26 protein-coding genes and 1 pseudogene are annotated in these 25,447 nt (G+C 69.8%); 10 read left to right on the forward strand and 17 right to left on the reverse strand.

Annotated elements, in window-relative coordinates:
- Positions 1-32: 32 nt before the first annotated feature.
- From MB1_RS14815 to MB1_RS14850, 9 genes and pseudogenes are all read right to left on the reverse strand, one after another.
- Entirely contained in the window at positions 33-614 is a 582-nt protein-coding gene (locus MB1_RS14815; protein ID WP_245650206.1) for an alpha-ketoglutarate-dependent dioxygenase AlkB, read from the reverse strand.
- Between the two features lie 114 nt (positions 615-728).
- Positions 729-1,031, reverse strand: coding sequence for an SHOCT domain-containing protein (locus tag MB1_RS14820; protein ID WP_066908708.1), 303 nt, complete (start codon positions 1,029-1,031; stop codon positions 729-731).
- Complete coding sequence (locus MB1_RS14825; protein ID WP_157084087.1) at positions 1,028-1,465, reverse strand: DUF1269 domain-containing protein; 438 nt, start codon at positions 1,463-1,465, stop codon at positions 1,028-1,030. Before MB1_RS14825 ends, MB1_RS14820 begins: the two co-directional genes overlap by 4 nt.
- Positions 1,466-1,467: 2 nt before the next feature.
- A complete protein-coding gene (locus MB1_RS14830; protein WP_066908714.1) occupies positions 1,468-2,028 on the reverse strand; it encodes an HdeD family acid-resistance protein in 561 nt (186 codons plus the stop codon).
- Positions 2,029-2,147: 119 nt separating this feature from the next.
- On the reverse strand, positions 2,148-2,606 hold the full coding sequence (locus MB1_RS14835) for a hypothetical protein (RefSeq protein WP_218000250.1): 459 nt from the start codon (positions 2,604-2,606) through the stop codon (positions 2,148-2,150).
- Positions 2,607-2,703: 97 nt separating this feature from the next.
- Positions 2,704-2,925, reverse strand: a complete 222-nt coding sequence (locus MB1_RS14840; RefSeq protein WP_066908717.1) for a hypothetical protein — start codon at positions 2,923-2,925, stop codon at positions 2,704-2,706.
- 119 nt (positions 2,926-3,044) lie between these two features.
- Positions 3,045-3,173: pseudogene (locus MB1_RS26965) on the reverse strand (hypothetical protein); the annotation flags it as partial.
- 91 nt (positions 3,174-3,264) lie between these two features.
- A complete protein-coding gene (locus MB1_RS14845; RefSeq protein ID WP_066908720.1) occupies positions 3,265-3,630 on the reverse strand; it encodes an ArsR/SmtB family transcription factor in 366 nt (121 codons plus the stop codon).
- A gap of 21 nt (positions 3,631-3,651) precedes the next feature.
- A complete protein-coding gene (locus MB1_RS14850) occupies positions 3,652-4,926 on the reverse strand; it encodes an MFS transporter (RefSeq protein WP_066908722.1) in 1,275 nt (424 codons plus the stop codon).
- A gap of 289 nt (positions 4,927-5,215) precedes the next feature.
- Between MB1_RS14850 and lppU the strand changes: the two genes are divergently transcribed.
- The 3 genes from lppU to MB1_RS14865 all read left to right on the forward strand — a co-directional run bounded on the left by lppU (position 5,216) and on the right by MB1_RS14865 (position 7,342).
- Entirely contained in the window at positions 5,216-5,821 is a 606-nt protein-coding gene (gene lppU, locus MB1_RS14855) for an LppU family putative lipoprotein (RefSeq protein ID WP_245650207.1), read from the forward strand.
- An 88-nt stretch (positions 5,822-5,909) separates the two neighbouring features.
- Entirely contained in the window at positions 5,910-6,770 is an 861-nt protein-coding gene (locus tag MB1_RS14860) for a MerR family transcriptional regulator (protein ID WP_066908725.1), read from the forward strand.
- Positions 6,767-7,342 carry a VIT1/CCC1 transporter family protein gene (locus MB1_RS14865; protein ID WP_066908727.1) on the forward strand — a complete coding sequence of 192 codons (576 nt, stop codon included), beginning with the start codon at positions 6,767-6,769 and terminating at the stop codon, positions 7,340-7,342. The genes MB1_RS14860 and MB1_RS14865 overlap by 4 nt, the downstream gene beginning before the upstream one ends.
- On the opposite strand, the gene MB1_RS14870 is transcribed toward MB1_RS14865, so the two are convergent.
- Both MB1_RS14870 and MB1_RS14875 read right to left on the reverse strand, forming a co-directional pair.
- Entirely contained in the window at positions 7,333-8,364 is a 1,032-nt protein-coding gene (locus MB1_RS14870; RefSeq protein WP_066908730.1) for an AraC family transcriptional regulator, read from the reverse strand. The two genes, MB1_RS14865 and MB1_RS14870, sit on opposite strands and share 10 nt — an antisense overlap.
- Positions 8,365-8,377: 13 nt before the next feature.
- On the reverse strand, positions 8,378-9,556 hold the full coding sequence (locus MB1_RS14875; RefSeq protein WP_066908733.1) for a pyridoxal phosphate-dependent aminotransferase: 1,179 nt from the start codon (positions 9,554-9,556) through the stop codon (positions 8,378-8,380).
- 31 nt (positions 9,557-9,587) lie between these two features.
- Here MB1_RS14875 and MB1_RS14880 point away from each other — a divergent pair, with 31 nt between their 5' ends.
- Positions 9,588-10,571 carry an LLM class F420-dependent oxidoreductase gene (locus tag MB1_RS14880; RefSeq protein ID WP_066908736.1) on the forward strand — a complete coding sequence of 328 codons (984 nt, stop codon included), beginning with the start codon at positions 9,588-9,590 and terminating at the stop codon, positions 10,569-10,571.
- Positions 10,572-10,653: 82 nt separating this feature from the next.
- Here MB1_RS14880 and MB1_RS14885 read toward each other — a convergent pair whose 3' ends face one another.
- Positions 10,654-11,337: a DUF3239 domain-containing protein gene (locus MB1_RS14885; protein WP_066908739.1), complete on the reverse strand. Its 684-nt coding sequence runs from the start codon at positions 11,335-11,337 to the stop codon at positions 10,654-10,656.
- 256 nt (positions 11,338-11,593) lie between these two features.
- Here MB1_RS14885 and MB1_RS14890 point away from each other — a divergent pair, with 256 nt between their 5' ends.
- Together MB1_RS14890 and MB1_RS14895 are read left to right on the forward strand one after the other, a co-directional pair.
- On the forward strand, positions 11,594-13,042 hold the full coding sequence (locus MB1_RS14890; protein ID WP_066908742.1) for an APC family permease: 1,449 nt from the start codon (positions 11,594-11,596) through the stop codon (positions 13,040-13,042).
- The gene (locus MB1_RS14895; protein ID WP_066908746.1) at positions 13,039-13,932 is read left to right on the forward strand and encodes a universal stress protein; all 894 of its coding nucleotides are present in this window, start codon (positions 13,039-13,041) and stop codon (positions 13,930-13,932) included. Before MB1_RS14890 ends, MB1_RS14895 begins: the two co-directional genes overlap by 4 nt.
- A gap of 92 nt (positions 13,933-14,024) precedes the next feature.
- Here the strand turns inward: MB1_RS14895 and MB1_RS14900 are convergent, their stop codons facing one another.
- Positions 14,025-15,683 (reverse strand): DNA repair helicase XPB, encoded by a 1,659-nt coding sequence (locus MB1_RS14900; protein ID WP_066908749.1) that lies wholly within the window; start codon positions 15,681-15,683, stop codon positions 14,025-14,027.
- A 157-nt stretch (positions 15,684-15,840) separates the two neighbouring features.
- Positions 15,841-16,164: an ArsR/SmtB family transcription factor gene (locus tag MB1_RS14905; RefSeq protein WP_066908750.1), complete on the reverse strand. Its 324-nt coding sequence runs from the start codon at positions 16,162-16,164 to the stop codon at positions 15,841-15,843.
- Between the two features lie 52 nt (positions 16,165-16,216).
- Here MB1_RS14905 and MB1_RS14910 point away from each other — a divergent pair, with 52 nt between their 5' ends.
- Positions 16,217-17,458, forward strand: a complete 1,242-nt coding sequence (locus tag MB1_RS14910; protein ID WP_066908752.1) for an MFS transporter — start codon at positions 16,217-16,219, stop codon at positions 17,456-17,458.
- A gap of 117 nt (positions 17,459-17,575) precedes the next feature.
- On the opposite strand, the gene MB1_RS14915 is transcribed toward MB1_RS14910, so the two are convergent.
- Positions 17,576-18,187 carry a TetR/AcrR family transcriptional regulator gene (locus tag MB1_RS14915; RefSeq protein ID WP_066909136.1) on the reverse strand — a complete coding sequence of 204 codons (612 nt, stop codon included), beginning with the start codon at positions 18,185-18,187 and terminating at the stop codon, positions 17,576-17,578.
- Positions 18,188-18,430: 243 nt separating this feature from the next.
- Between MB1_RS14915 and MB1_RS14920 the strand changes: the two genes are divergently transcribed.
- Positions 18,431-19,855 (forward strand): APC family permease, encoded by a 1,425-nt coding sequence (locus tag MB1_RS14920; RefSeq protein ID WP_066908754.1) that lies wholly within the window; start codon positions 18,431-18,433, stop codon positions 19,853-19,855.
- A 184-nt stretch (positions 19,856-20,039) separates the two neighbouring features.
- Here MB1_RS14920 and MB1_RS14925 read toward each other — a convergent pair whose 3' ends face one another.
- Positions 20,040-22,379, reverse strand: coding sequence for a helicase-associated domain-containing protein (locus MB1_RS14925; RefSeq protein ID WP_066908756.1), 2,340 nt, complete (start codon positions 22,377-22,379; stop codon positions 20,040-20,042).
- Positions 22,380-22,441: 62 nt separating this feature from the next.
- On the opposite strand from MB1_RS14925, the gene MB1_RS14930 reads away from it, so the two are divergent.
- Entirely contained in the window at positions 22,442-22,627 is a 186-nt protein-coding gene (locus MB1_RS14930; protein WP_066908757.1) for a hypothetical protein, read from the forward strand.
- A gap of 86 nt (positions 22,628-22,713) precedes the next feature.
- Here the strand turns inward: MB1_RS14930 and MB1_RS14935 are convergent, their stop codons facing one another.
- Positions 22,714-24,369, reverse strand: coding sequence for a class I adenylate-forming enzyme family protein (locus MB1_RS14935; RefSeq protein ID WP_066908758.1), 1,656 nt, complete (start codon positions 24,367-24,369; stop codon positions 22,714-22,716).
- Positions 24,370-24,468: 99 nt separating this feature from the next.
- Here MB1_RS14935 and MB1_RS14940 point away from each other — a divergent pair, with 99 nt between their 5' ends.
- Entirely contained in the window at positions 24,469-25,329 is an 861-nt protein-coding gene (locus MB1_RS14940; protein WP_066909139.1) for a TetR-type transcription factor C-terminal domain-containing protein, read from the forward strand.
- The last annotated feature ends 118 nt before the right edge of the window (positions 25,330-25,447 follow it).

The following is a 25,447-nucleotide window of genomic DNA, read 5'->3' on the forward strand; positions in this document are numbered from 1 at the left end:
GTCCCTCCCTCGCGGCGCCGGCCGCCGGGCGGTCACCGCACCCCGCGGGGCCGGAACTGGACGCTGACACGCGGCCCGGTGGGCTGCAGCGTCTTCGGTACGCAGTGCTGCCAGGTGCGCTGGCAGCTGCCGCCCATCACCAGTAGATCGCCGTTGGCCATGTCGATCCGGATCGAGCGCCCGCCCTCGACCGGCCGCAGCGCGAGGCTGCGGGTATCGCCGAAGGACACGATCGCCACCATGGTGTCGGCGGTATTGCCGCGCCCGATGCGATCGCCGTGCCAGGCGACGCTGTCGCGCCCGTCGCGGTAGAGGCACAGCCCGGCGGTGGCGAACCGCTCCCCGAGTTCGGGTTCGTACCGCTGGTCGAGCCGGGCTTTGATCGACGCCAGCTCCGGCAGCGGGAGCGGAGCGTTGCGGTCGTACCAACACTGCAGGCGCGGTACGTCGACCACCCGGTCGTACATCGTGCGCTTGTCCGCCTGCCACGGCACATCGGTGAGCAGACGGCCGAGCAGCGGGAGGTCGAACAGGCCCGGAACGTGGTCGACCCACGCGCCCGCCGACAGTTCCCGGCGGGGCGGAAGGTCGAGATCGAGCAGCGCTTGTTCCATGCCGAACACTCTATCGAACATATGTTCGACGCGCCAGCGTGTTCGATACCCGTCCGTGGACGCACAACGGCCGCCGTCCCGAGGACGGCGGCCGAAGAGCCGATGCGGGAGGGTTCAGCCGGCGGCGAGGATGCGCGCCTTCTGGACCTCGAACTCGGCGTCGGTGAGGACGCCGGCCTCGCGCAGCTGTCCCAACTGGGTCAGCTGCTCGAGCATCGAAGCGGCCGGAGCAGCCGCCGGAGCGGCGGGCGCCACCGGCTCGGGAGCAGGCGCGGGAGCGGCGACCGGGGCCGGCGGCGTGGCCGCGGCGACGGCGGCGGCATCCTGTGCGGCCCACCGCTGTTGCTGGCGACGTTGGGTGGCCCCCACCACTCGGGTGGCAACCGCGGCGCGGGCGGCAGTCTTGAACAGGCTCATGATCCGGTCCTCTCTTCCAATACATCGTGCAGCTCGGTGACGTCGACGCCACCGGAGAACAACTCGGCGCCGCCGACGGTGGCCCAGGCCGCTGCGGCAACCGCGAGCGACCGATCCTCGTAGACGATCGCCACCGCAACCTGGTCGGCCTCGAGAGCATCGGCGATGCCGGCGAGATCCTCGGCGTCGAGAAGTCCCGACTGGAGGCCGCTGAATACCGCCGGATCCAGGCCCGTCGCGGTCTGCGTGTCGGCGAGGGGGAGCGTGACTGCCGCGCCGTCGGTGTCACGTCCGACCAGTTCGATGTCGAGGATCTCGACGATCCCCTCCTTCGCCCGCTCGAGCACTGCGAGCAGGCCGGTCCCGAGATCGGCGCCTCGATCGAACGCGAAGACGAGGTAGTCGATCGGGCCGGCGAACTCTTCCGTCGCCACGATCACTTCCTACCGGTCAGGGCGCGCACCACGTTGAGCGCGCCGAGGACGATCAACGCGATTCCGAGGAACCACCACAGGAAGACCGCGCCCCACACCGGGCCGCTCAGGAGGGTGAATCCCGCGAGGATCGAGATGATCGCGAAGACGATGGTGAGAACCTTCGAGTCGGCCTGGCCGAGGGTGAACAGCGAGACGAATCCCTCGATCAGCCACAGCACGCCGACCATCACCGTCAGGAAGACGGCAAGGAATGCCGCCGACTGCTGCAACGAGGTGAGCGCGGAGATACCCGCGGCGACGTACAGCACGCCCAACAGGACGTGGCCGATGCGGCCGCCGGCGCCCAGATTCTTGGAGAATATTCCGATGGCGGCGTAGGCGATACCGGCGATGATCGCGTAGACGGCGATGACGCCGGTCAGCGTGACGGCGGCCTTGGTCGGCCAGACCAGTACGGCGATACCGAATCCCACCGCGGCGAGGCCGGCGACGAGCAGTGCGAGTCGAGCCCCCTTCACCGGAGGTGTATCGGTGACCTCGGGGACTGTGGAGGTGGTCATTTCCTGCCTTCCTCGGGCGTGGTCGTTCGCAAATCCCCCCGCAAAGCTTCCACTGTTGACTCTAACGGACGAGGGGCCCCGAATTGTGCGCCAACCTGGTCATTCTTTGGTCCGAAACGTCACACCGAGCTCTGCTGGGTATCCCCATTTATGGGGGTGTCCATTCGGTCGTTCCCGGGGTACGCATCGGGCCGGTAGCCGACCAGGAGGCGCGTCCCGTGGCGGGCGAGCATCAGGGTCAGGATCAGGGCGGTGACCGCGAAAAACCCGCCCAGCTGTACGGAGTCGCCGAAGGCGAGGGCGGTCAGCTCGAGGACGACAAACTTGCTGCCCGCCATCACCATCAACAGGGCTACCGCTCCGACGATGCGGCCGATACGGGTGTCCGCCGAACGGAGCCCGCCGACAATTTTCTTCTTGATGCGCAGAACGGCTTCCAAGACGATCTTCAACAAAATGGCGGTGAAAAGCGCCAACAAGAATGTTTCCGACAGGACTCCGGGGAGTAGCTGTATGAAAATGCCGAGTACCACCAGATAGGCGAGCACATCGACGAGATCTATTGCGCGCACTCGCATTCGACAAGTGTAGGACGCCATTCTCCGCGGTGGGTGACTTCGCGGCGCCCGGCGGATCACGTCGGCGCGGACCGCCCGTGCCGGCTGCGTCCGGTGGTCAGCGCCCCGAATTGCGCGGATGCCTGCGGGCGGTATGTTCGTTGCCGCGCTTGTAGTTTCCGGTCAGCCGCGCCATCAACAGCTGCGGATCGCCGGTCTCGACCTCGTCGAGGAACTCGCTCGCCCGCGCTCCGCGCAGCACCGCCGCGCGCCTACCGTGATGGTGGATGACCACCTCGTGACCACGACGTTCCCAGTCGAATCCACCGGCGGTGCTCACGGCTGCCGGATATTCGGGGTCGCGTACGGCTCGGCGAGTTCACGGCGGGTGAGCACATCGAGGAGCCCGCGGTTGATGAAGAGGTGTTCCCGCCCCGCACGCACGTCATCGAGCAGGTCCGCCTCGGCGAGAGCCGTGAGCCATTTGGTGGCGGTCGGGCGCGATACACCGCATCGGTCCAGCGCGGGCGCAGGTGGGGATACGGCACCGTGGCTGCCCGAACAACGTCGTCGACAGTGCAATGACATGTAAAGAACTTCGCGAGATTTTGTCACGTCATCGGGACGATGCAAGAAAGTGTGCAAGTCGGCCCCGATGGTCCAACCGCATCGGTGGCGATCATTCGTGCGGGGGCTCGCCGGTGACGACGTGGTCGGCGTGGTTCATCCCCTCGAGGACCAACCGTGCGACGTGGCCGTCACGGATCCGGTAGATCACGCGGCGCCCCTCGCGGCGGGTGTCGACCAACCCGGTGAACCGCAGCTTCGCCAGGTGCTGGCTCACGGCGGTGCGCGAGGCACCGCAGGCCTCGGTCAGCGCGGTGACGTCGGCCTCGGCGTTGGTCAGCGTCCACAGGATGTGCAGCCGCGTCGGGTCGGCGAGCATGCGGAAGGTATTGGTGGCCGCGTCGAGGCGGGCGGTATCGGGAGCGGCCGGGTGGAAGAGGCTGGCCGGGGTCGCGTCGGGGTCGTGGGTCGACGCCACGCGTTCACCTCCCGACCGCGGTCACCCGCTGTGTGCCTCCGATGGGGCTGTATCGGAGGTCGCCGCCGGCCACAGGCGCACGGCAGCTATGGCTGCGAGTGTAGCGAGGACGGTCAGCGAGATCGCGGCTATTTCCTGCCCGGCGGCGACGCCGAGCCAACCGGCGAGGGGATAGGTCACCAGATAGCAGGCGTGCGACAACGAGAACTGGGCGGTGAACAGCGCCGATCGGGTGCTCGGCGTCGCGGCGGCGCGCACCAGCCGCGCCGAGGGGGTGGCGATCAGCGACGTGCCGGCGCCGAGGGCGATCCAGAGCACCGCCAACGCCGCCGAGCCGACGATCGGGCCCGGGGCGGCGACGAGCGCGACCGTCCACAGCAACAGTCCGGCGACGACGACCACGGCGCCGGACATCATGATCCGACGGTCGCCGAAGCGCGCCACCGCCCGCGGGGTCCACAGGGCGACCACCATCGAACCCGCGCCGAAGCAGGCGAGCGCCAGCGCGACCGCCGTGCCGTCGCCGCCGAGATCGTGCACGTAGACGACCGTGTTCACCACCACCAGACCGATGGCGGCGGCCACGACGGCGTTGAGGGCCAGCAGGCCGCGCAGGGTGGGCCGGGCCACCATGATGCGGGCGCCGGCGGTGATCCGCCGCCCGAGCGGTTCGGGGGAGCGCGACGCGCTCGATCCCGGCAGGGCGGTGCCGACCACCAGCAGCCCCGAAGCGATGAAGCCGACGATCGTGCCGACGAACAGCGCCGAGTAGGTCACCACGGTCAGCAGGGCGGCGGCGAGGATGGGGCTGACCACCGCTTCGAGGTCGTAGGCCAAGCGGGACAACGACAGTCCGCGGGTGTAATCGTCCTCGTCCTCGTCCTCGAGGATCGTCGGGATGACCGACTGGAACGTCGGGGTGAAGGTCCCGGATGCCGCCTGCAGCACCAGGATCAGCAGATAGATCTGCCAGGTCGCGTCGACGAAGGGCAGCGCCAGGGCGGTCGCCGCCCGAATCGCGTCGGAGCAAACCATGACCACCTTCGGCGACAGCCGGCTCGTAGCCGCGACGATGATCGGCGAAATCGCCACGTAGGCAACCATCTTGATCGCGAGCGCCGTGCCGAGCACCGCCCCGGCGTCGTCGCCGGCGATGTCGTAGGCCAAGAGGCCGAGGGCGACGGTCAGCAGGCCCGTCCCCACCAGGGCGATCACCTGAGCGCCGAAGAGTCGGCGGTATCGCCGATCGCGCAGGACGCTCGCGGTGGACCGGTCGGCGGATGTCGTGCGCGTCATGCCGACCAGACTAGTGCACAAGTGCGCAGCTGCGCACATATAAGTCTCGGACTGGAGAGGGCGCATGAGAAGGTGACCCGCGAAATGATGTGTCCCGCCCGGAAAAAGGAACGGAATGCGGAGCGGGAATCGCAGGAAGTCACGGTTTCGGTATGGTGTGGCCGTTTTGAACGACTTGACCAGATTGCCGGTCTTGACATAGAAACCACTGCTGCGCACATGGCGCCGCGACCGCGTCGGCTTCCTCCCGACGCTCCCCAACCACGAAGGGTCCCGTATGCGTCTCCTGATGAGCTCCCGTTCCGCCGCGCCGGTGCGGGGTGCCCTGGTCGGTGGGGTTGTCCTCGCCACCGCGCTGTTCGTCGCCGGCTGTTCCTCGAGCGACGACGGCTCGTCGGCGGCATCCTCCGCGGCGGAGTCGGCCGAGACGACGGCCGCGGCGGCCACCTCGACCATCGCCGGCCAGGACGGCGCGGACGAGGGCGGCTCGACGTCCGTCGACGTTCCCGTGGGCGCCTGCGTGAACCTGTCCGGAACGATCATGAATGCCGAGGTCGTCGAGGCCCCGTGCGGCAGCATGGAGTCGAACTACCGGGTCGCGTCCAAGGTCGAGCAGAACCAGAATTGCCCCGGCGACGCCGACCAGGTGTACTACGAGACCCTCAACGGTGTGGAGATGGGTGCGCTCTGTCTGGACACGGACTGGGTGGTCGGCGGATGCATGTCGGTGCCGATGATGCAGCCCGCCACCCGGGTCGACTGCGCCGATCCCGCCGCGACCTCCGTCGAGCGGGTGACGGCGATCCTGGAGAACACCTCCTCGGCGCAGGAGTGCGCGACCAGCGGCTACGAGTACACCGAACGCAACTTCGTCGTCTGCACCGAGAGCGTCTGACGCAGCCGATCCGGCACCGGGTATCGACCGCGGTCCGCGCGAGATGCGGTCTTGACCCTGACGCGGCGTCAACGTCGATACTCGGTGCATGCGGATCGGACACCTGGCGGCGGCGGCGAACACCACGCCGCGCGCCGTCCGGCACTACCACCGGCTCGGACTGTTGTCGGAGCCGCCGCGGCGGGCGAATGGCTACCGCGACTACACGATGGCGGACCTCGCACGGTTGATGCGGATTCGATGGCTGGCCGACAGCGGGGTGCCGCTCGGTGCGATCGCGGCGATCCTCGCCGGGGCGCAGGACGATTCGGGCGGCGGCCGCACCGGCGACGATCCGGAGGCGCGGGCGGACGTGCGTGACGACCTGGCCGATCTGGTCGCTCGCAGCGCCGAGCAGGTCGACATCGCCCGCCGTCGGCACGAACGGTTGGTGCGGATGCTCGACGCCGCGGACCGGGGCCGGCCGTTGTCGCCGCTGCCGCCCGAACTGGTCGACCTGATCGCGATCGCGGAGCGGGAATGCGACGGCGCGGAGTTGCGGGCGCTGCGCCGGGAACGCGACCTCGTCGAGGTTTTCGCCCTGGCGGGCACCCTGCCCGATCCGATCGTCGACTGGTCGGTGCGGGTGCTGGGCGACGCCGGTATGCGCCGGGCGTACCGCATGCTCATGCGCGACTGGGATCGGTTGGAGGGCCGCGAGCCCGGTGAGGTCGATCAACAGATCACCGACCTCGCGACCCGCATCTCGACGTGGATCATCGATGATCCGATCCTCCTGTCGGCCATGGGAATCGGCGATCCGATCGGCACGGCGACCGGCGGCGACGGGGCGGCGGACGGCGACCCGCCCGCCTTCGTACCGACCGCGGCGCAGGTCTTTCCGGATCCGGCGCAGCGGGCCGTCGTCGAGCGTTTGGCTGCGCAGCTGCGGGAGCGGGCGCCATCGTGATCGCCGGCCGGGCCCTGTGGCTGTGGATGCGCCGGCGCCCCGACATCCCCGCGGGGTATCGCGGGTTCCCGCCGCCGCCCGGGGCACTGGCGATGCCGATCGCCTTCACCGTCGCCGCGCTGATCGAACTGGTGGTGCTGCATCTGCTGATCCCGTGGGAGTGGCTGCGTTGGGTGCTGGCCATCCTGACCCTGGTCTCACTGGTTCCGCTACTCGGATCGGTTGCCGCGCAACGTGTCTACCCGCATCTGCTCGGCGAGGGGGTTTTTCTGGTGCGCTCCGGCGGGCGGGTCGCCGCGACGATTCCGATCGCCGATATCGCGGCGGTCCTGCCGCGCCGGCGCTACAGCCCGACCGAGGCGATGGTCGCCGACGGCGCGCTGATCCTGCCGACCGGTGACGGCACCACCGTCGAGATCGATCTGTCGCGGCCGGTCGACGCGCGCGTCCACGCGCCGCTGCCATCGATGCGCGGCGCCGGTCCGGTCACCACGGTGCGGCTGAACCTCGAGGACCCCGCCGACCTGATCGCCGCCCTCGCCCCGCGTCCGGGCGATCCGATTCAGCGATAGGAACCCGGGGTTGTGCCGGTCCAGCGTTTGAACGCCCGTCGAAAGGCGCTCGACTCCGAGAACCCCAGCGCCTCCGAGATGCCCTCGACCGAGTCGCCCCGCTCCAGGGCGGCGCGGGCGATCGTGCTGAGCACGTCGTCGCGCAGATCCCCGACGCTGGTGCCCTCCTGGCGCAACAACCGGCGCAGATGTGGTTCCGATACCGACAGCAGCGCCGCGATCTCGCCGGCGGTTCGGGTGGCCGGGCGCGGGCTGCGCTCGATCGCGCGGCGCACCATCACCTCGACCGAGGTCCCCAGGTCCTGCTCGCTGAAGATCGGCCCGGGGGAGGCGCGCAGATACTCCTCGAGCGATTCCTCGGTCTGGGTGATCGGCCAGGTCATCAGCGAGTTGTCGAACTCCAACGCCGCCGTCTCCGCCCGGTAGGTGACCGGCGCGCCGTAGATGTCGTCGTAGACGCGGGCCAGCCGGCCCGTCGGAGCGGAGTGCGGCAGGTAGACCGCCACCGGTTCGAGGCGTCGACCGACCATCCAGGACGCGAATCGGTGCTGCACCAGCAGATTGAATTCGAACAACACCCGCATCGCCGTCGACGCCCACCGATCCGGAATCACCGGCGACAGGATCGACCGGTCGGCCAGAATCGTCAGCCGGGTGGTCGTCGGACCGCCGACGACCATCAACCGCGGTGCGCCCTGGAAGACGCGCATCGCCTCGCTCATCCGCACCAGGGCTGAGCCGAGATCGGGTCGGTGGATCGTCGCGAGCGCGGAGAGCCGAAAGGCGCCGCGCGGCATCCCGACCACGGTCAGGCCGAACAACTCGTCGCCGGTCTGCGTCCACAGCAGCCGGGTGAAACGCGAGATCTCCTCGGCGGACAGGTAGGAGCCGGGATCCTCGAGCCGCCGCGGATCGATATCGAGCGTGCGCAAGGTCGCCGCGACGTCCAGGCCGATCGAGTCGTGTGCCACCTGCAGCGGCGTCAGCAGGAACTCGATCGGCACCCGAACCTCGGCGGTCACGGACGCTCCGGGGTCACAGACCGTCCCGGAGGGGATCGAGCCGGGTGATCGCCTCGACGAGCACATCCTCGGCCTTGCAGAACGCGAACCGGACCTGGGAGCGGTAGCGCTGTTGGTCGTCGGCCAACGCGGAGACCGGCACCGCCGCCACCCCGAACCGCTCGGGCAGCATCCGGCAAAAGTCCTTGGCGTCCATATCGGTCAGGCCGGAGATGTCCGCACAGACGAAGTAGGTGCCATTGCTGACCGACGGGCGCAGCCCGATCTCGTCGAGGCCCTTGGCCAGCAGATCGCGGCGGCGTTGCAGACTCTCGCGCAGCCCGCCGATCCAGGCGCGCTCGGCGGTCAGCGCGTGGGCGACCGCCGGTTGGAAGGGGCCACCGCCGACAAAGGTCAGGAACTGCTTGGCGGTGCGCACCGCGTCGATCAGCGGCGGGGTCGAGCAGGCCCAGCCGATCTTCCACCCGGTGGCGTTGAAGGTCTTCGCGGCGCTCGACACCGTCACCGTGCGCTCGGCCATCCCGGGCAGCGTGGCGATCGGCACGTGCACCGCGTCGTCGAAGATCAGATGTTCGTAGACCTCGTCGGTCAGCACCAGCAGATCGTGCCGACGGGCGATGTCGGCGATCGCCTCGATGTCGGCCCGGGTGAAGACCGTGCCGGTCGGGTTGTGCGGGGAGTTGACCACGATCATCGCGGTCTTCTCGGTGACCGCCGCCTCGACCGCGGCCGCGTCGAGCCCGTAGCGGGTCCCGTCGAAGGTGAGCGCGACCGTGCGGCGCTCGGCGCCGGCCATCGCGACCGCCGCGGCGTACGAGTCGTAGTAGGGCTCGAGCAGGATCACCTCGCGGCCGGGTTCGACCAGCCCGAGGATCGTCGCGGCGATCGCCTCGGTGGCGCCCACGGTGACCAGCACCTCCCCGTCGGGGTTGTAGTCGACGCCGAACCGTGCCCGCTCGTCCGCGATCGCCTCCCGCAGCACCGGCATTCCGGGCCCCGGCGGGTATTGGTTGAGCCCGCCGGAGATCGCGGCACGGGCGGCTTCGAGCATGCTCGCCGGTCCATCGGAATCCGGAAATCCCTGCCCGAGGTTGACCGCGCCGGTGCGCACCGCCAGGGAGGTCATCTCGTGGAAGATCGTGCTGCCGAAGGGGCGCAGCCGAGCGACGGTAGGAATTTCACGCTCGCCCATGCTTCGCAGGGTAACCCGTAGGATTCGCGGCATGCGATTCGGCCTGTTCATTCCCCAGGGTTGGCGTTTGGATCTGGCGGATATTCCGCCGGAGCGGCAGTGGGAGACGATGACCTCGGTCGCCGCCCGCGCCGACGTGGGTCCCTGGGAGTCGGTCTGGGTATACGACCACTTCCACACCGTTCCGGTACCGACCACCGAGGCGACCCACGAGGCGTGGACGCTGATGGCGGCCTTGGCCCCGGTGACCAGCCGGGTGCGGTTGGGCCAGATGTGCACCGCGATCAGCTACCGCAACCCGGCCTATCTGGCGAAGGTGGCCGCCACCGTCGACGTGATCTCCGGCGGTCGGGTGGAGATGGGCATCGGCGCCGGCTGGTACGAGCAGGAATGGCGGGCCTACGGCTACGGCTTCCCGCCCGCCCGCGAACGCCTCGGCCGACTGCGCGAGGGCGTGCAGATCATGCGGCAGGCCTGGGCCGAGGGGGCGGCGACGCTCGACGGCGAGTACTACCAGGTCAACGAGGCGCGGGTCTATCCGAAGCCGCTGCAGGCCAACGGTATCCCGCTGTGGATCGCCGGCGGCGGGGAGAAGGTGACCTTGCGGATCGCGGCCCGGTACGCGCAGTACACCAACTTCGACGGGACGCTCGACGGGTTCCGCGGCAAGTCGCAGATCCTGCGCGACCACTGCGCGGACGTCGGCACCGACTACGACGCGATCGTGCGGTCGGCCAATTACAACGTCGTCATCGCGGAGACCGAGGCGCAGGTCGAGACGAAGCTGCAGCAGATCGAGGACAAGCTGGTGCACTTCGCCGGCGACGCCGGGCGCGCCTCGATGGGGGCCTACCGCGGGATGCCGGCGGTCGGAACGCCGGAGCAGATCGTCGCCAACCTGTCGGCGCTGCGCGACGCGGGGATGGGCTACGCGATCTGCTACTTCCCGGACGCCGCCTACGACCCGGCCTCTATCGAACTGTTCGAACGCGAGGTTGTTCCGCAACTCGCCTGAGGGCGCGTTCGATCGGAGTCGGTCCGACCGAAACGACATCGGCCGACCGGAGCGATTCCGGTCGGCCGATGCCGTCTGCGGGTCAGTTGTCGGTGCCGTCGTCCGGACGCAGGTCGTCCGGCAGTTCCGAGTCGTTCAGCTCGATGCGGCCCTCGGTGGTGCGGCGGGCGAGCTCGGCGCGATTGATATTCGCCGTCAGCACCTGCCACTCCGCGTCGTCGATCTGCGATTCCGCCTTGCGCACGACGGCCATATCGGCCGTCCCCCAGGCGATCGGCATAACCGAGGCCAGCTGCCAGGTATCGGAGGAGTGGCGGGTGCGATCGGAGAGGATCCCGATCGAGGGCACCCGTTCACCGACGGCCATCTTGTGGCCGGGCAGGGTGCGCACCTGGCGAGCGACCAGGGCGGGGCGGGATTCGTTGCCGGGCTTGGCGACGTCGATCAAGCCCAACAGCGTTGCGCCGCGGGGACCGACCTCGGCGATCACCGCGGGGACCAGGGGGCCCTTGGCGTACAGGTCCGCCATCGACCCCACCCGTCGGGGCGCCCAGAACGAGATGAAGACACAGCCCAACGCGGCGACCCCCAGCGCGGCGGCGATCACCAATTCCCAGGTCTGCCCGTCGCGGCTGACCCAGAGGGCGATCGCGGCGAAGACCAGCCCGAGGATCAAGGCCGAAAGCCTGAGTCGACGCACGTCGGCCAGAGTCTCGTTGGACTTGCTCGCGTGTCGCTGGTCGACGTCGAACTCGAACGTACGCACGACTCATTCCTAGCACGTCGATGACGGTCGACGACGCAGCACACGACCCTGCCGGGCGGTCGGCCGCACGGAAATCTCCCGAACGTCATTCCGTTCGGTCTATTCCTTTGGCGCAGCGTCCGTTCGGGCGCACCGAAGATATTCGGACAATTCGGTCGGAGTTCGCCGGAGATCCATCGGTGGTTCGATCATTGGCGCTGCACATCGACGCCGGGGGGTTTACGTTTCCCCCATAAATTTACGGAAGGAGGCCGCCATGGCCGTATCCCTGAGCGAGCAGTTGAAACGCCGCAAACCGATTGCCACGAAGTCGATCGCGGGCGAAGAACTGTCGCGAAACCTCGGAACGTTCTCGTTGATGATGTTCGGCGTCGGGGCCACGGTCGGTACCGGTATCTTCTTCGTGCTTCAGGAAGCCGTTCCGGACGCCGGACCGGCGGTCATCGTCGCCTTCCTCATCGCGGGCCTGGCGGCCGGCCTGTCGGCGATCTGTTACGCCGAGATGGCCAGTGCGATCCCGGTGAGCGGCTCGACCTATTCGTATACGTATCACGGTCTCGGCGAGCTGGTCGCGGTGATCATCGCCGCCTGCGTGCTGCTCGAATACGGTGTTGCCGCGTCGGCGGTCGCGGTCGGCTGGAGCGGCTACTTCAACGAACTGCTCGACAAGACGATCGGCCACTCGCTGCCGCAGGCCCTGTCGTACGCGCCGATCCCATTCGAGGACGCGCCGTCGGGCATCATCAACCTGCCCGCGGTCGTGCTGGTCTTCCTGTGCTGCCTGCTGCTGATCCGCGGCGCCAGCGAATCCGCGCGCGCCAACACGATCATGGTGCTGATCAAGCTCAGCGTGCTGGTGCTGTTCGTGGTCATCGCGATCACCGCCTTCCAGGCCGACCGCTTCGACAACTTCTTCGGCTCCGGCTTCCACGGCGTCAGCGCCGCGGCGGCGGTCATCTTCTTCTCCTTCATCGGACTCGACGCCGTCGCCACCGCCGGTGAAGAGGTCAAGAATCCGCAGAAGGCGCTGCCCACCGCCATCATCGGCGCCCTGGCGATCGTCGTGACCGTCTACTTGTTGGTGGCCTTCGCCGGCGTCGGCGCCCAGGACATCGAGGAGTTCTCGAACCCGGATCAGCAGAGCGCCGGGCTGTCGGTCATCCTCGAAAACATCACCGGCTCCGCGATTCCCGGCACGATCCTCGCCGCCGGCGCGGTGATCTCGGTCTTCTCGGTCACCCTGGTCACGCTCTACGGGCAGACCCGCATCCTGTTCGCCATGGGCCGCGACCGAATCATCTCGGAGAAGTTCGCCGAGGTGAATCCGCGCACGATGACCCCGGTCTTCAACACGATCGTCGTCTGCGTCGTCGTGGCGATCATCGCCGGCCTGGTGCCCGCCGGATACCTCTGGGACACCGTCTCGATCGGCACTCTGATCGCCTTCTCGGTGGTCGCCCTCGGCGTGATCGTGCTGCGCCAGACCAACCCCGATCTGCCCCGCCCCTTCAAGGTCCCCGGCTACCCGGTGACCCCGGTGTTGACCATCGTCATCTGCCTCTACGTGCTGTACGGCATCTCGCCGATCACCTGGGTGGTCTTCGGGATCTGGCTGCTGGTCGTCCTGGCGTTCTACTTCGCCTGGGGACGCAAGAATGCGCGCCTCAATGATCCGGAGGCGATGCGAGAGGTGTCGGAGTCATGACCCTGCTGGTGGGATTCGCCCCCGGCAAGGACGACCGCTCGGGCATCGAGTTTGCGGCCACCCTCGCCCGTTCGGTGACGCCGCAGGAGGATCTGCTGATCGTCTCGGTGGTCCCGGCGCCCTGGCCGACGCCGGTCGCCGGCAATACCGACCGGGAATTTGTCGAGTGGGCGGCCGGCCGTGGACAGGCCGCCGTCACCGAGGCCGAGGCCGTGCTGACCGAGTACTGCCCGGCGGTGACCGCCCGGGCGATCTGGGTACAGGGCCGATCGATCCCGACCACGCTGCTCGAGGAGGCCGAGAAGATCGGCGCCTCGACGATCGTGGTCGGCTCGGGCGACGACGGTGCCTACGGCGCCATCCACCTCAACTCGACCAGCGACCGGCTGCTGCACTCCTCGACCATCCCGGTCGCGATCGCCACCCGCGGCTACATCACCCGTCCGACGCCGCTGTCCCGGATCAGCTGCGCCTTCCGCGGTGACGAGGCCTCGAAGCGAACCCTGACCGCGGCGGCGGAGCTGGCGCTCAAGACCGGGGTCCCGCTGCGGGTGATCACCTTCGCGGTGCGCGGCCGCACGATGTATCCGCCGGAGATCGGCCTGAGGACCGAGGACGCGGTCCTCGAGAAGTGGGTCGAGCAGTCGAAGGTCGCGCAGGCGGCGGCGGAAACGCAGCTGCGGGCGGACGGTCGGGCGCCGGTCGAGATCGAATCGGTCGTCGCGGTCGGGCGCAGCTGGATGTCGACCGTCGACAGCGTCGAGTGGAACCGCGACGAGATTCTGGTGGTCGGCTCGTCGTCGACCAGCGTGCTCGAGCGGATCTTCCTGGGCTCGTCGGCCACCAAGATCGTCCGATACTCGCCGGTGCCGGTGATCGCGGTGCCCTGATACCGGGTGGGTGTGGAAGATGCCACCAATACGGGGAGCGAACACATATATGGTGTTCGCTCCCCGTATTCGTTCCGATTTCCACAGGCGGATCAGCCGATGGTCGGGCCCAACAGGTCGTCGGCGTCGGTGATCCGGTAGGCGTAGCCCTGTTCGGCCAGGAAGCGCTGCCGGTGCGCGGCGTAGTCGGCGTCGACGGTGTCGCGCGCGACCACCGAATAGAAGTACGCCTGGCTGCCGTCGTGCTTGGGCCGCAGCAGCCGGCCGAGACGCTGCGCCTCCTCCTGGCGGGAGCCGAAGGTGCCGGAGACCTGCACGGCGACCGACGCCTCGGGCAGGTCGATCGAGAAGTTCGCGACCTTGCTGACCACCAGCGTCCGGATCCGACCCTGGCGGAAGTCGTCGAACAGCTGCTCGCGTTCCTTGGTGCGGGTCGAGCCCTTGATCACCGGGGCGCCGAGCACCTCGCCGAGCTCGTCGAGCTGGTCGATATAGGCGCCGATCACCAGGGTCGAGGCGTCCGGGTGCTCGTCGAGGATCGAGCGCACCACCGCGACCTTGGTATGGGCGGTCGAGCAGAGCTTGTAGCGCTCCTCCGGCTCGGCCACCGCATAGGCCATCCGCTCGGCCTCGGTCAGCGTCACCCGGACCTCGATGCACTCCGCCGGCGCGATCCAGCCCTGCGCCTCGATGTCCTTCCACGGCGCGTCGTAGCGCTTCGGGCCGATCAGCGAGAAGACGTCGCCCTCGCGGCCGTCCTCGCGCACCAGAGTGGCGGTCAGGCCGAGGCGGCGGCGCGACTGCAGGTCCGCGGTCAGCCGGAAGACCGGCGCGGGCAGCAGGTGCACCTCGTCGTAGATGATCAGACCCCAGTCGCGGGAGTCGAAGATCTCCAGGTTCTTGTACTCACCCTTGGTCTTGCGGGTGATCACCTGATAGGTCGCGATCGTGACCGGGCGGATCTCCTTGCGCTCGCCGGAGTATTCGCCGATCTCCTCGTCGGTCAGCGAGGTGCGGGCGATCAGCTCGCGTCGCCACTGCCGCCCGGCGACGGTATTGGTCACCAGGATCAGCGTGGTCGCGCCGGCCTTGGCCATCGCCGCCGCGCCGACCATCGTCTTGCCGGCGCCACAGGGCAGCACGACGACGCCGGAGCCGCCGGCCCAGAACGAGTCGGCCGCCATCTGCTGGTAGTCGCGCAACTCCCAGGTGTCGTCGTGGAAGTCGAGGTCGATCGCGTGGGCTTCGCCGTCGACGTAGCCGGCGAGATCCTCGGCCGGCCAGCCGACCTTCAGCAGCATCTGCTTGAGTCGGCCGCGTTCGGACGGGTGCACCACGACGGTGTCCTCGTCGACGCGGGCGCCGAGCATGGGGGAGATCTTCTTGTTGCGCAGCACCTCTTCGAGGACCGCGCGATCGAAGCTGACCAGCGTCAGCCCGTGCGCCGGGTTCTTCACCAGCTGCAGCCGGCCGTAGCGGGCCATCGTGTCGACGACGTCGACCAACAGCGGCTGCGGTACCGCGAAGCGGGAGTAGCGCACCAGCGCGTCGACGACCTGCTCGGCGTCGTGCCCGGCGGCGCGGGCGTTCCACAACGCCAACGGGGTCACCCGGTAGGTGTGGACGTGTTCGGGGGCGCGTTCGAGCTCGGCGAACGGGGCGATCGCGGCGCGCGCCTCACCGGCCAGCGCGTGGTCGACCTCGAGCAGCAGCGTCTTGTCCGATTGGACGATCAGTGGGCCATCGGCCATACGGGCGCTTCCTCTCCAACTGTCCGGCGATCAGCTCATTGTTCACCGTCACCGCGACATCTGTCGTCGCCAGGCGGGTTGCGCCTGCCGTCGGCAGTACAACCACCACACCCCTGTGGTTGTTCCGCCGGGGTGGGCGCACGGGTGCTGCGTCGGGTCAGCGAGCGGCCGGGTCGCCGAGGACCGCGAGCAGCAGGCCGGGGAAGCGGGCGTCGAGGTCGTCGTGGCGCAGCGTCAACCGCCGATTGCGACCCTGCAGCTCGCTGATGATCACCCCGGCCTCGCGCAGCACCTTGACCTGGTGCGAGCGGGTCGACTTGGGCCGGTCCGGGCCGAGCGCGGAACAGTCGACCATGTCCAACGGGCCGGACGACAACTCGCGGACCAGGGCGAGGCGGGCCGGGTCGCTCAGGGCGAACAGCACCTCGGTCAGCTCGATCTCGTCGCGGGTGGGATGGGGGAATCGACTCACCTCCGACATGATTCGACAATAGTCGAACTGTTTCGCGGGTTCTCGCGTAGGCTCACGTTTCGTGACGGTTCCAGATAATTCGAACCATTCGGCAGTTGTTGTCGGTGAACCGGAGACACCGGACTTCGGTAGGCGGGGTCGGTTCGGGTTCGCGTTGGTGCTCTTCGCCCTCGCGGTGATGATGGTCGGCGCCGCGGCGCCGACGCCCTTCTATCCGGTGCTCGCCGAGCGTCTCGCGCTCAGTCCGCTGGTCATGACGCTGGTCTTCGCGGTCTACGCCGTCGCCCTGCTCATCGCGCTGCTCACCCTCGGCTCGCTGTCCGATCACATCGGGCGCAAGCCGGTGATCGCGGCCGGCTTCGTTCTGCTCGCCGCGGCGGCGGTGCTGTTCTGGCAGGCGGACAGCGCCGCCCTGCTACTGGGCGCCCGGGTATTGCAGGGGGTGGCCAGCGGCGTGCTGCTCGCCGCCCTGTCCGCCGCCGCGGTCGACCTGGAACCGCCGGACCGCCCCGGATCCGCGACGATCAGCAACGCGGTCTTCCCGCTGGTCGGCCTGGCGGTCGGCGCGCTGCTGTCCGCGGTGATTCTCGACCGGGTCGGCGCCGGAGCGATCGGCGCGGTCTTCGGCTCGCTCGCGGTCTGCTACCTGCTGCTCGTGGTCGCGGTGCTGACGCTGCCCGAGACCGTCGGACGGCGCGGCGGCGTGCTCGCCTCGCTGCTGCCTCGCGTCTCGCTGTCCCCGGAGGCGGCGCCGGTCTTCTGGCGCGGCGCCCCCGCCGTCGCGGCCGGCTGGGCCACCGGCGGGCTCTACCTGGCCTTGGGCCCGTCGATCATCGCCAACGAATTCGGTGGGCGGACCCATCTTTCGGGCGGCATCGTGGTGACCCTGCTCGCGGGTACCGGCGCCGCGGCCGGCTGGATCATGCGCAACCGCACCCCGCGGGCGATCAGCCTCTACGGCGCCACCCTGCTCGCCGTCGGCACCGCCGGCACGCTGGTCGCGATCGCCGTCCAGTGGCTGCCGGCCTATTACGCGACGATCATGATCGCCGGTCTCGGCTTCGGTACCGCCTTCTTCGGCGTCCTGCGCACGGTCGTCCCGCTGACCCACCCCGACGATCGCGCCGAGAATATCGCCGCGATCCTGGTGGTCTCCTACCTCGCCTTCGGGATACCCACCGTGATCGCGGGCCTGCTGATCCCGCGGATCGGTCTCGACGCCGCCGTCTACGGATACGGCACCCTGGTGATCCTCGCCGCCGGAACCGCCGCGCTGATGCGGCGCTTCGGCAGTTCCGACTGAGCCGAACCGGCCGGACCGGGCAGACCGGGGGTCCATCGGCCGGATCGATCGGCCGGGGTCGGTCGGCCGGTGCCCGTCGGCTGGGTGTCGGTCGGTCGGGTATCGGTCGGTGGGGTATCAGTCGGTGGGGGGAAGGTCCGCGCCGGTGACCGTCGTGGCGTATCCGCGCATCAACCGCAGGCCGGTCGCCCGGTCGATCTGCGGATCGCGCGCGACGATCCGGTAGCCGAAGTAGTCCTCCATCGCCATCAGCGTCATCGCGATGTCGGTGCTCTCGCCGACCAGGGTGAACGCCCCCGACCGCGCGCCGCGGGCGAGCACCTCGGCGTAGAGGCCGACCTGCCGGTGATAGATGCCCTGCACGTCGGAGCGCCGATCCAGCTCGAACCCGGCGGCCAGGATCGCCCGCCAGATCACCCGCCACTCCGCGTCCTCGGCGTCGGTGGGCAGCCCACCCGCGATCATCACGGCCAATTGCTCCGCGCTCGACGGAGTCCGCTCGACCAGCGCCTTGCGCTCGTCGTAGAAGCGCTGATCCGAGCGCAGCGCCAGGTGGGACAGCAGCGTGTCCATGTCCTTGTAGTAGTAGCGCACCGCATTGGCGGTCAGTCCGAGAGCGTCGGCGATATCGGTCAGCCGCAGGGTGGCCAGGTCGTGGCCCTCGATCAGCCGAATCGACGCGTCGAGGATCTCGCGGCGACGCTCGTTCTGCCGGTTGGGCCGCCCCACGGCCGGCCTGTAGTCGCCGGCCCCGCCCGGTTTGTCGCCGGCCGGCGCCTCGGCATCGGGCGCTGCCTCGGCGTCGGGCGATGTCAGGGTCTCGTCTGATGCCACGGTCATCGGTCCTACCACGAATCGGAACACGGAGTTAACGCTCGGGGCTTGTCTCGAAGGCGACGGTATCGCATTCTTTTCGTCAACGGAAAAAAATGCTCGATCAATGGCGCTCCGCTCCACCTCGAGGAGATTCTGATGTCTGCTGCGCCCCACGACCAACAGCCCCAACAACAGGCCCGCCTGGACGGTCGCCTCGGCCCCGTCGCCGTGGTGTTCATGGTGGTCGCGGCCGCCGCGCCACTGACGGTCATCGGCGGCAATATGCCGTTGGCCATCGGCATCGGCAACGGGGCGGGAGCGCCGGTCGGCTTCGTGATCGCCTCGCTGGTGCTGCTGGTCTTCAGCGTCGGCTTCGTGACGATGACGCCGCACGTCAAGGAGGCCGGGGCCTTCTTCTCCTATGTCAACGCCGGACTCGGCGACCGCGCCGGCACCGGCATCGCCGCGGTCGCCCTGATCGCGTACACCGCCATTCAGGTCGGTATCTACGGCTACATCGGCTGGGCGCTCGACGACACCGTGACCTTCTACGGCGGCCCGTCGATCCCGTGGCCGGTCTACTCCTTTGTGGTACTCGCGATCGTCGCCCTGCTCGGCTACCGGCATATCGGCCTGAGCGCCAAGGTCCTCGGCATCGCTCTGGCGTTGGAGATCGCGGTCGTCGTGGTGCTCGACGTGGTGATCTTCACCGACCCGGGGCCGGACGGCATCACCTTGCAGCCCTTCGTTCCGGACGTCTTCACCCAGGGCAGCATCGGCGTGGCGATCCTCTTCGCGCTGACCGGCTTCATCGGATTCGAGGCGACCGCGGTCTTCCGCGACGAGGCCCGCGACCCCGACCGGACCATCCCGCGCGCCACCTACGCCGCGGTGCTGATCATCGGCGGCTTCTACGCGCTGACCACCTGGGTCTTCGTGATCGCCTACGGCGTCGACCAGGTCCAGGGCGTCGCCCAACAGACCCTGGACGGCAACGCGAACATGCTGCTCGACACCACCGACGCGATGCTCGGCCGGGTCGGCCGCGACATCGTCAACGTGCTGCTGCTGACCAGCCTCTTCGCCTGCGTGCTGTCGTTCCACAATGTGATCGCCCGCTACCAGTTCGTCCTGGCGAACAAGGGCTATCTGCCCGCCCGGCTCGGCGAGGTGCACGAGAAGCATCAGTCGCCGGCGCGCAGCTCGGTGGTCCAGACGATCACGGCGATCGTCCTGGTGGCCCTGTTCGCGGTCTTCGGGGTCGAACCGCTGGTCGGCGTCTTCGGGTCGATGGCCGGCGTCGCGACCGTCGGCATGATGATCCTGCTGTTCACCACCTCGGCCGCCGTGCTGGTCTTCTTCGCCCGCAACTCCGACAAGGCCGCCGGCCGACCCTGGCAGACCCGGATCGCCCCGGCGCTCGCCTGCCTGGGCCTGCTGGGCTGTCTGTGGATCGTGCTGTCGAACTTCACCCTCGTCACCGGCGGAAGCGTCGCGCTGAGCACCTTCCTCGCGGCGATTCCGTTCATCGGCTTCGCCCTCGGCTACCTCGTCGGACCCCGCCTGGCCGCCCGCCCCTGACCGGCCCGGTCCCTCCGCGCCCCCCGCCGCCCCCTCCACACTGCCGACGCGAGAGTGACGATTTCTGCGGTTCAACCGTAGGAATCGTCACTCTCGCGGTCTGTGGCGGCGGGGGGTGGGCCAGTTCGGGCCGTGGAGGCGGGCGAGGGGCCCCGGGGCGAGGGCTTTGCGGGTTCCCGGTGGGTCAGTCGACGTCGGAGACGTCGGTGATCCGGTGCAGGGCGAAGGTGCGCATCGCCCCGGCGGCGGCGTCGAAGGCCTCCAACCGACCACCGCCGACGGCCACCGGATCGACGACGCGGCGGTGCGCGGTGCCGTGCGCGTCGACGTAGCCGATCGTCACCGAGCGCTGCGCCTTGGCCGCGGCCTGCAGGGCGGCCAGGGATTGGGCGCCGGTGATGCGGCTGCCGCCCGCGGTCTGCGTCGCCCGATCGCCGGCCCGGATCTCGCGGATCATCCGGTTGAGCTGGGTGTCGTCGGCCACCGCCGGCCCGCGCGCGGCCGGGCGGGCGCGCCGCACGTGCACCCGCGCCGCCCGGGGGCGCAGGTCGACGATCGCCCCGGACGAATCCTCGCCCGCCGGTGCGAAACCCGCCCGCCGCAACAGGTCGAGGACTTCGGCCAGCGGGGCCTGGGAGATCGCGACGGTCGCCGCGACCGGCCGCAGCGCCAACTCCGCGGCCGCCGGCGAGTTGAGCACCTCGGTCAACAGCGCCGGATCGTCGCAGCGCACGAACGCGGAGGCGACGCCCGCGCGCAGCCGACCGTGGCGTCGCGCGATGTCGTCGATCAGGTACTCGAGCGACTGCGGGACCGGGGTGCGCGAGTGGGCGGCGAAGAAGGCGTGGATCCGGTCGGCGGTCAGGCCCGCGTCGAGGCCCCGGCGCAGCGAGGCCTCCGACAGCCGGTACATCGTCGCGGCGCCCGCCGACTCGATATCCGCCAGCAGCGTCATCCGCTCGGCGAGCTCGCCGACCAGCGGCCCGGGCGCGATCACGGTCAGATCGGCCTGGACGAGGACATGATCGACCGGGGCGGGCAGCGCCTTGTCCATCGCGGTGACCGTCGCGGCCGCGGTGTCCTCGTCGGCCGGGTTCTCGGCCAGCAGGGCGCGCCCGGCGTTCGACAGGCCGTTGTGCGCGATCACCGCGACGGCGGTGGCCTCCCGCACGATCCGCTCGACCTGGGCGGTGGAGAAGCGGCCGGCGATGCGCGGCCGGCGGCGGCGCAGCACCGCGGCGAGCTCGCCCGGCGTCGCCGCGCCGTCGACCCCGAACTCGGCGAGGGTGGCCAGGATGTGGCCGCGCTCGCGGGCGGCGGCGGGGGAGCGCACCTCGTCGGACAGGGCGGCGATCGGCTTGTCGGCCGAGTCGCGCCCGCCGATCAGCCCGGGCTGCCGCGGTAGGTGCAGCCAGGCGCGGGCGAGCACCGCCCAACGATGCGCGGTATCGGACTCGAACCAGCCGTCGGCGGCGACGGTCGGCGCCCAGAAATCGTCGACCTGGTCGCCGTCCGGCAGCGGCTCGGGGGAGCCCGCGGCGATCAGACCGGCGCCGGCGAGGATCTCGATCAGCAGGCCGGTGCGCTCCTCGTCGACGGCGGCGGTGCGCGCGAGGCGCCGCAGTTCGCGCACCCCGAGCCCGCCGGCCTTGAGCACCGGGGCGGGCGCGGATCCGAGCGCGTCGAGCAGCCGTTCGCTGTCGCGGATCAGCTCCTGCGCCTCGCCAGCGGCGGTGGCGTCGATATCGGCGCGCGGCGCCAGATCGGGCAGCGGGTCGGCCAGATCGGCGGGATCGACCACGGTCTCGCCGCGCAGATACTGGCCGACCTGAACCGGCAGTTCCACGGTGCGGTCGTCGAGGCGGATCAACAGTCCCGCGCGCAGCAGCCGCGGGACCGGGGCGTCGGCGGGCGCACCGGGCGCAGCATCGCGGGTCTGCCCGATCGGGGACGCCCCGGCGAGGGTGTCGAGAACCTTGCGCGCCGAACCGGCCGTCGCCGCGCCCTCCTCGGTCGCGATGGCCGCCAGCCCTTCGGCGATCGCGGCCGGCGTCAGCACCGGGGTCTCGACGAAGCGGCCGATACGCCACGGGATGGCGGTGCGGGCGGCGGAGACCATGCGCACCGCATCGGTGCGGGTGGCGGTCCCGCTCGGGCCGTAGACCAGCGCGAGGTCGAGCAGCCGTTGGATCGAGCGGCGCGCCGCCGGGGCGACGGCGGACGCGCGCAGCCCGGCCCGTTTGGCCCGTTCGGTGACGGTCGCGATCACCTCGTCGACCGTGACCGGCGCGCTGTCGGCCTCGGCGAGGGCCAGCACCTCGAGCACGGTCATATCGGCGGTGTCGAGTTCCTCGGCGGCGCGCAGGACCGAGGCGCGCTGCTCGGCGCGGGTGGCCAGCACCCGGGTCGAGCCGGGCGGGGGAATCGTCAGATCCGGTCGCCGCCGCAGCAGGGCGCCGAGGCGCTCGTCGGACGCGGACGCCAACCAGTCGGCGAGGGTTGGTGCGGTCGCCGACTTGGTCACCCGGACCAGCCTAGATACCGCTTCCTCGCCGTTCGACGGCAGGCGGTGGCAGAATGCAAGCCATGGCGCAGCAGAATTCCTATGTCGATCCCGGTTGGCCCGCCGTCGCGGATGAGGGTGATCACCCGGTGACCGAACTGGTCGCCGCCCGCGCGGGCTCGTTGTCCCCCTTCGGCGAGGACATGGCGTTCCCCGTTCCGGTGGAAACCCTTCCCTATGTGCACCCGGTGACCGTTATCAACCGCTGACCCAGCGCCGCGTTCGCGGCGACCCGGCCCCGCCACGAGATGGCTTCGACGCCCCCCGCCCGCGCGGGGGGCGTTTGCCGTTCGCCTCACCCCCGCAGCTTTCGGCGCAGCAGCTTCCCGGTCGCCGACCGCGGCAGCGAGCCGACCAATTCGACCTCGCGGGGGTACTTGTAGGCCGCCATCCGTTCGCGGCAGTAGGCGACCAGGTCGGACTCGGTGGTCGTGCTGCCCGCGGCGAGCACCACGTAGGCCTTCGCCGACTCCCCGCGATAGTCGTCCGGGATGCCGACGATCGCCGCCTCGACGACGTCGGGATGACGCCCCAGCACCACCTCGACCTCGTGCGGCATGATCTTGTACCCGGACGCGTTGATGACATCCGTGCTCCGGTCGACGACGTAGAACCAGCCGTCCGCATCCATGAAGCCGATATCGCCGGTGCGCAGTTCGCCGCCGGTCAGCGCGGCCGCGGTCGCCTCGGGGTCGTCCCAATAGGCGTCGATCACCTGTGGGCCGCTGGTGATCAGTTCGCCGATCTCGCCGGCCGGCAGATCCCGACCGTCGTCGTCGACGATCCGGACCATCGTGTCGGAGACCGGGACCCCGACCGACAGGACGCCGGTCTCCGCGTCGACCGGCGAGCGCGTCTCCGGCGGCACGATGTGGGTCGGCGAGGTCGTCTCGGTCTGGCCGTAGATGTTGTGGATGTAGCCGCCGAGGGCCGCCTCCAGGCGTTCGGCGACGTCGGGTTCGACCGGCGCTCCGCCGGAGTACCGCAGCCGCAGCGGGGCCATCTCGTCCGGGGTGATGTCCGATTCGTCGGCGAGCGCGATGTAGGCGGTGATCGCCGCGACCGCGAAGGCGGGGCGATGTTCCCGGATCGCGTCGGCGACCACGCCGGGATGGATGCGGTGGGTCAGCACCAGCGGTGCGCGCACCAGCATCGCGAGCGTGACCGCCCCGACGAGGCCGGTCACGTGGAAGATCGGGGCCAGCGCCAGGATCGGCTCGCCGGCGCGCAGACCGGTCCACAGCTGGTAGGTCCGGGTATTGAAGGTCAGGTTCGCGTGGCTGATGCGCGCGCCCTTCGGGAAGCCGGTGGTCCCCGAGGTGGCGAGCAGGACCGCGACGTCGTCCGGCCGGACCGGGGGGCGCGGTGGTGCGGCGCCGTCGAAGCCGGCGATCAACGCCGCCAGATCGACCGTGTCCGGTGGGCGCAGCGGCTCGACCCCGGCGAAAAGCCTTTGGTCGTCGCGTTTTTGGAGATCGCGGGCGGAGGTGGTCACGACGATCGGCACCGCTATCGCGGTATCGGCGGCCACGGCCGGACGCACGACCCGGATGTAGAGGTCGTCGAGCGCCAGCAGCGCCGTCGGCCGGTAGCGGCGCAGCAGCCAGGCGAGCTCGTCGGTCTTGCTCATCGGGCTGATCGCCGCTGGTATGCCGCCGACCTTCCAGGCCGCGAGCACCCCGACGACGAACGCCGGGTCGTTCTGGACGTAGATCGCCAGCCGGTCACCCGGCCGGAAGCCGCGGGCCACGAGCAGGGCGGCCAGCGCGTCGGCGGCGCGATCCAACTCGGCGCGGGTGATCGTCGCATCGAAGTAGAGCACCGCGGGCTCGTGCGGCCCGGCGGCGACCGCGGCCTCCCAGATGTCGAGGGCGGTATCGAATTCGACGGGCAGGTGGGCCGGTCGACCACCGTAGTGGGCGAGCCAGGGCCGGTCGGCGTATCCGCTCACGCGACCCTCACTTCGCCACACTCCTACCCGGACGACACCGCCGCCCGGCTGCAGTCTACGGGCGGACAGCGGTGGGTGGTGGGGGTTACCTTGTTCAGCATGGCCGAACAGAATCCGATCGGGGCGACCGTACGGCGGGCCCGCGCGCAGTCCGGACGGACCCTGCGGGATCTGGCGGCCGGGATCGGCGTCAGCGTCGGGACGATGAGCGCGATCGAGAACGGCAAGGTGGCGCTGACGATCGACCGGCTCCACGAGATCGCCCGTTACCTGGACGTTCCGGCGTCCGAGCTGCTCGCCCCGCAGCCCGATCAGCCGCCCGCCGAACCGCCGGCGGGAGCGACCGGGCCTGCCGGGGCGACCGGCGGGGCCTGGCGCACCTTCGCCGAGCTCGACCTCGACCCGGCGCTGCGGGCGGCGGTGCAGGTCTTCACCGACCTGGGCTATCACGGTGCGACGATGCGGCTGGTGGCGCACGCCGCCGACAGCAGCGTCGCCGGGATCTACCACTACCACCGCAGCAAGCAGCAGCTGCTGGCCACGCTGATGACCCGCACGATGGAGGACATCGAGTGGCGGGTGGCCGCCGCCGACGCCGAGGGCGGCTCGCCCGCCGAACGGTTCGCCCTGATGGTGGAGGCGATCGCCCTGTGCCACACCGTTCGTCGCGATCCGGCGTTCATCACCGCGACCGAGACGCGCAGCCTCGAGGAGCCGGCCCGCAGCGCCGTCGCCGAGGCGCGCCGGCGCATCCAACGCCGGCTCGATCGGGCGGCTATCGCGGCCGCCGCGGACGGTTCGTTCGCCGCACCCGACCCGCGCAATACCGCCCGGGTGGTCGCCACGATGTGCATGGCGCTGCCCTATTGGTTCAGCTCCGAGGGGCCCGCGTCCTCGGCCGAGGTCGCCCGCGACTACGCCGCCCACGCCCTCGCGATGATGCAGGTTCAGCCACGCTGAACCGCAAAGTCGCTGTCCGAGGGTGGAATTCGATACCAACCGATGCTTGACCGATGCCGCGTTCGCATGTGACCCTGGTCTCACTGAACCGGTCGAACGTTCGATCGGGATGTTCAGT

The organism is Millisia brevis NBRC 105863 (assembly GCF_001552615.1).
GTDB classification, from domain to species: domain Bacteria; phylum Actinomycetota; class Actinomycetes; order Mycobacteriales; family Mycobacteriaceae; genus Millisia; species Millisia brevis.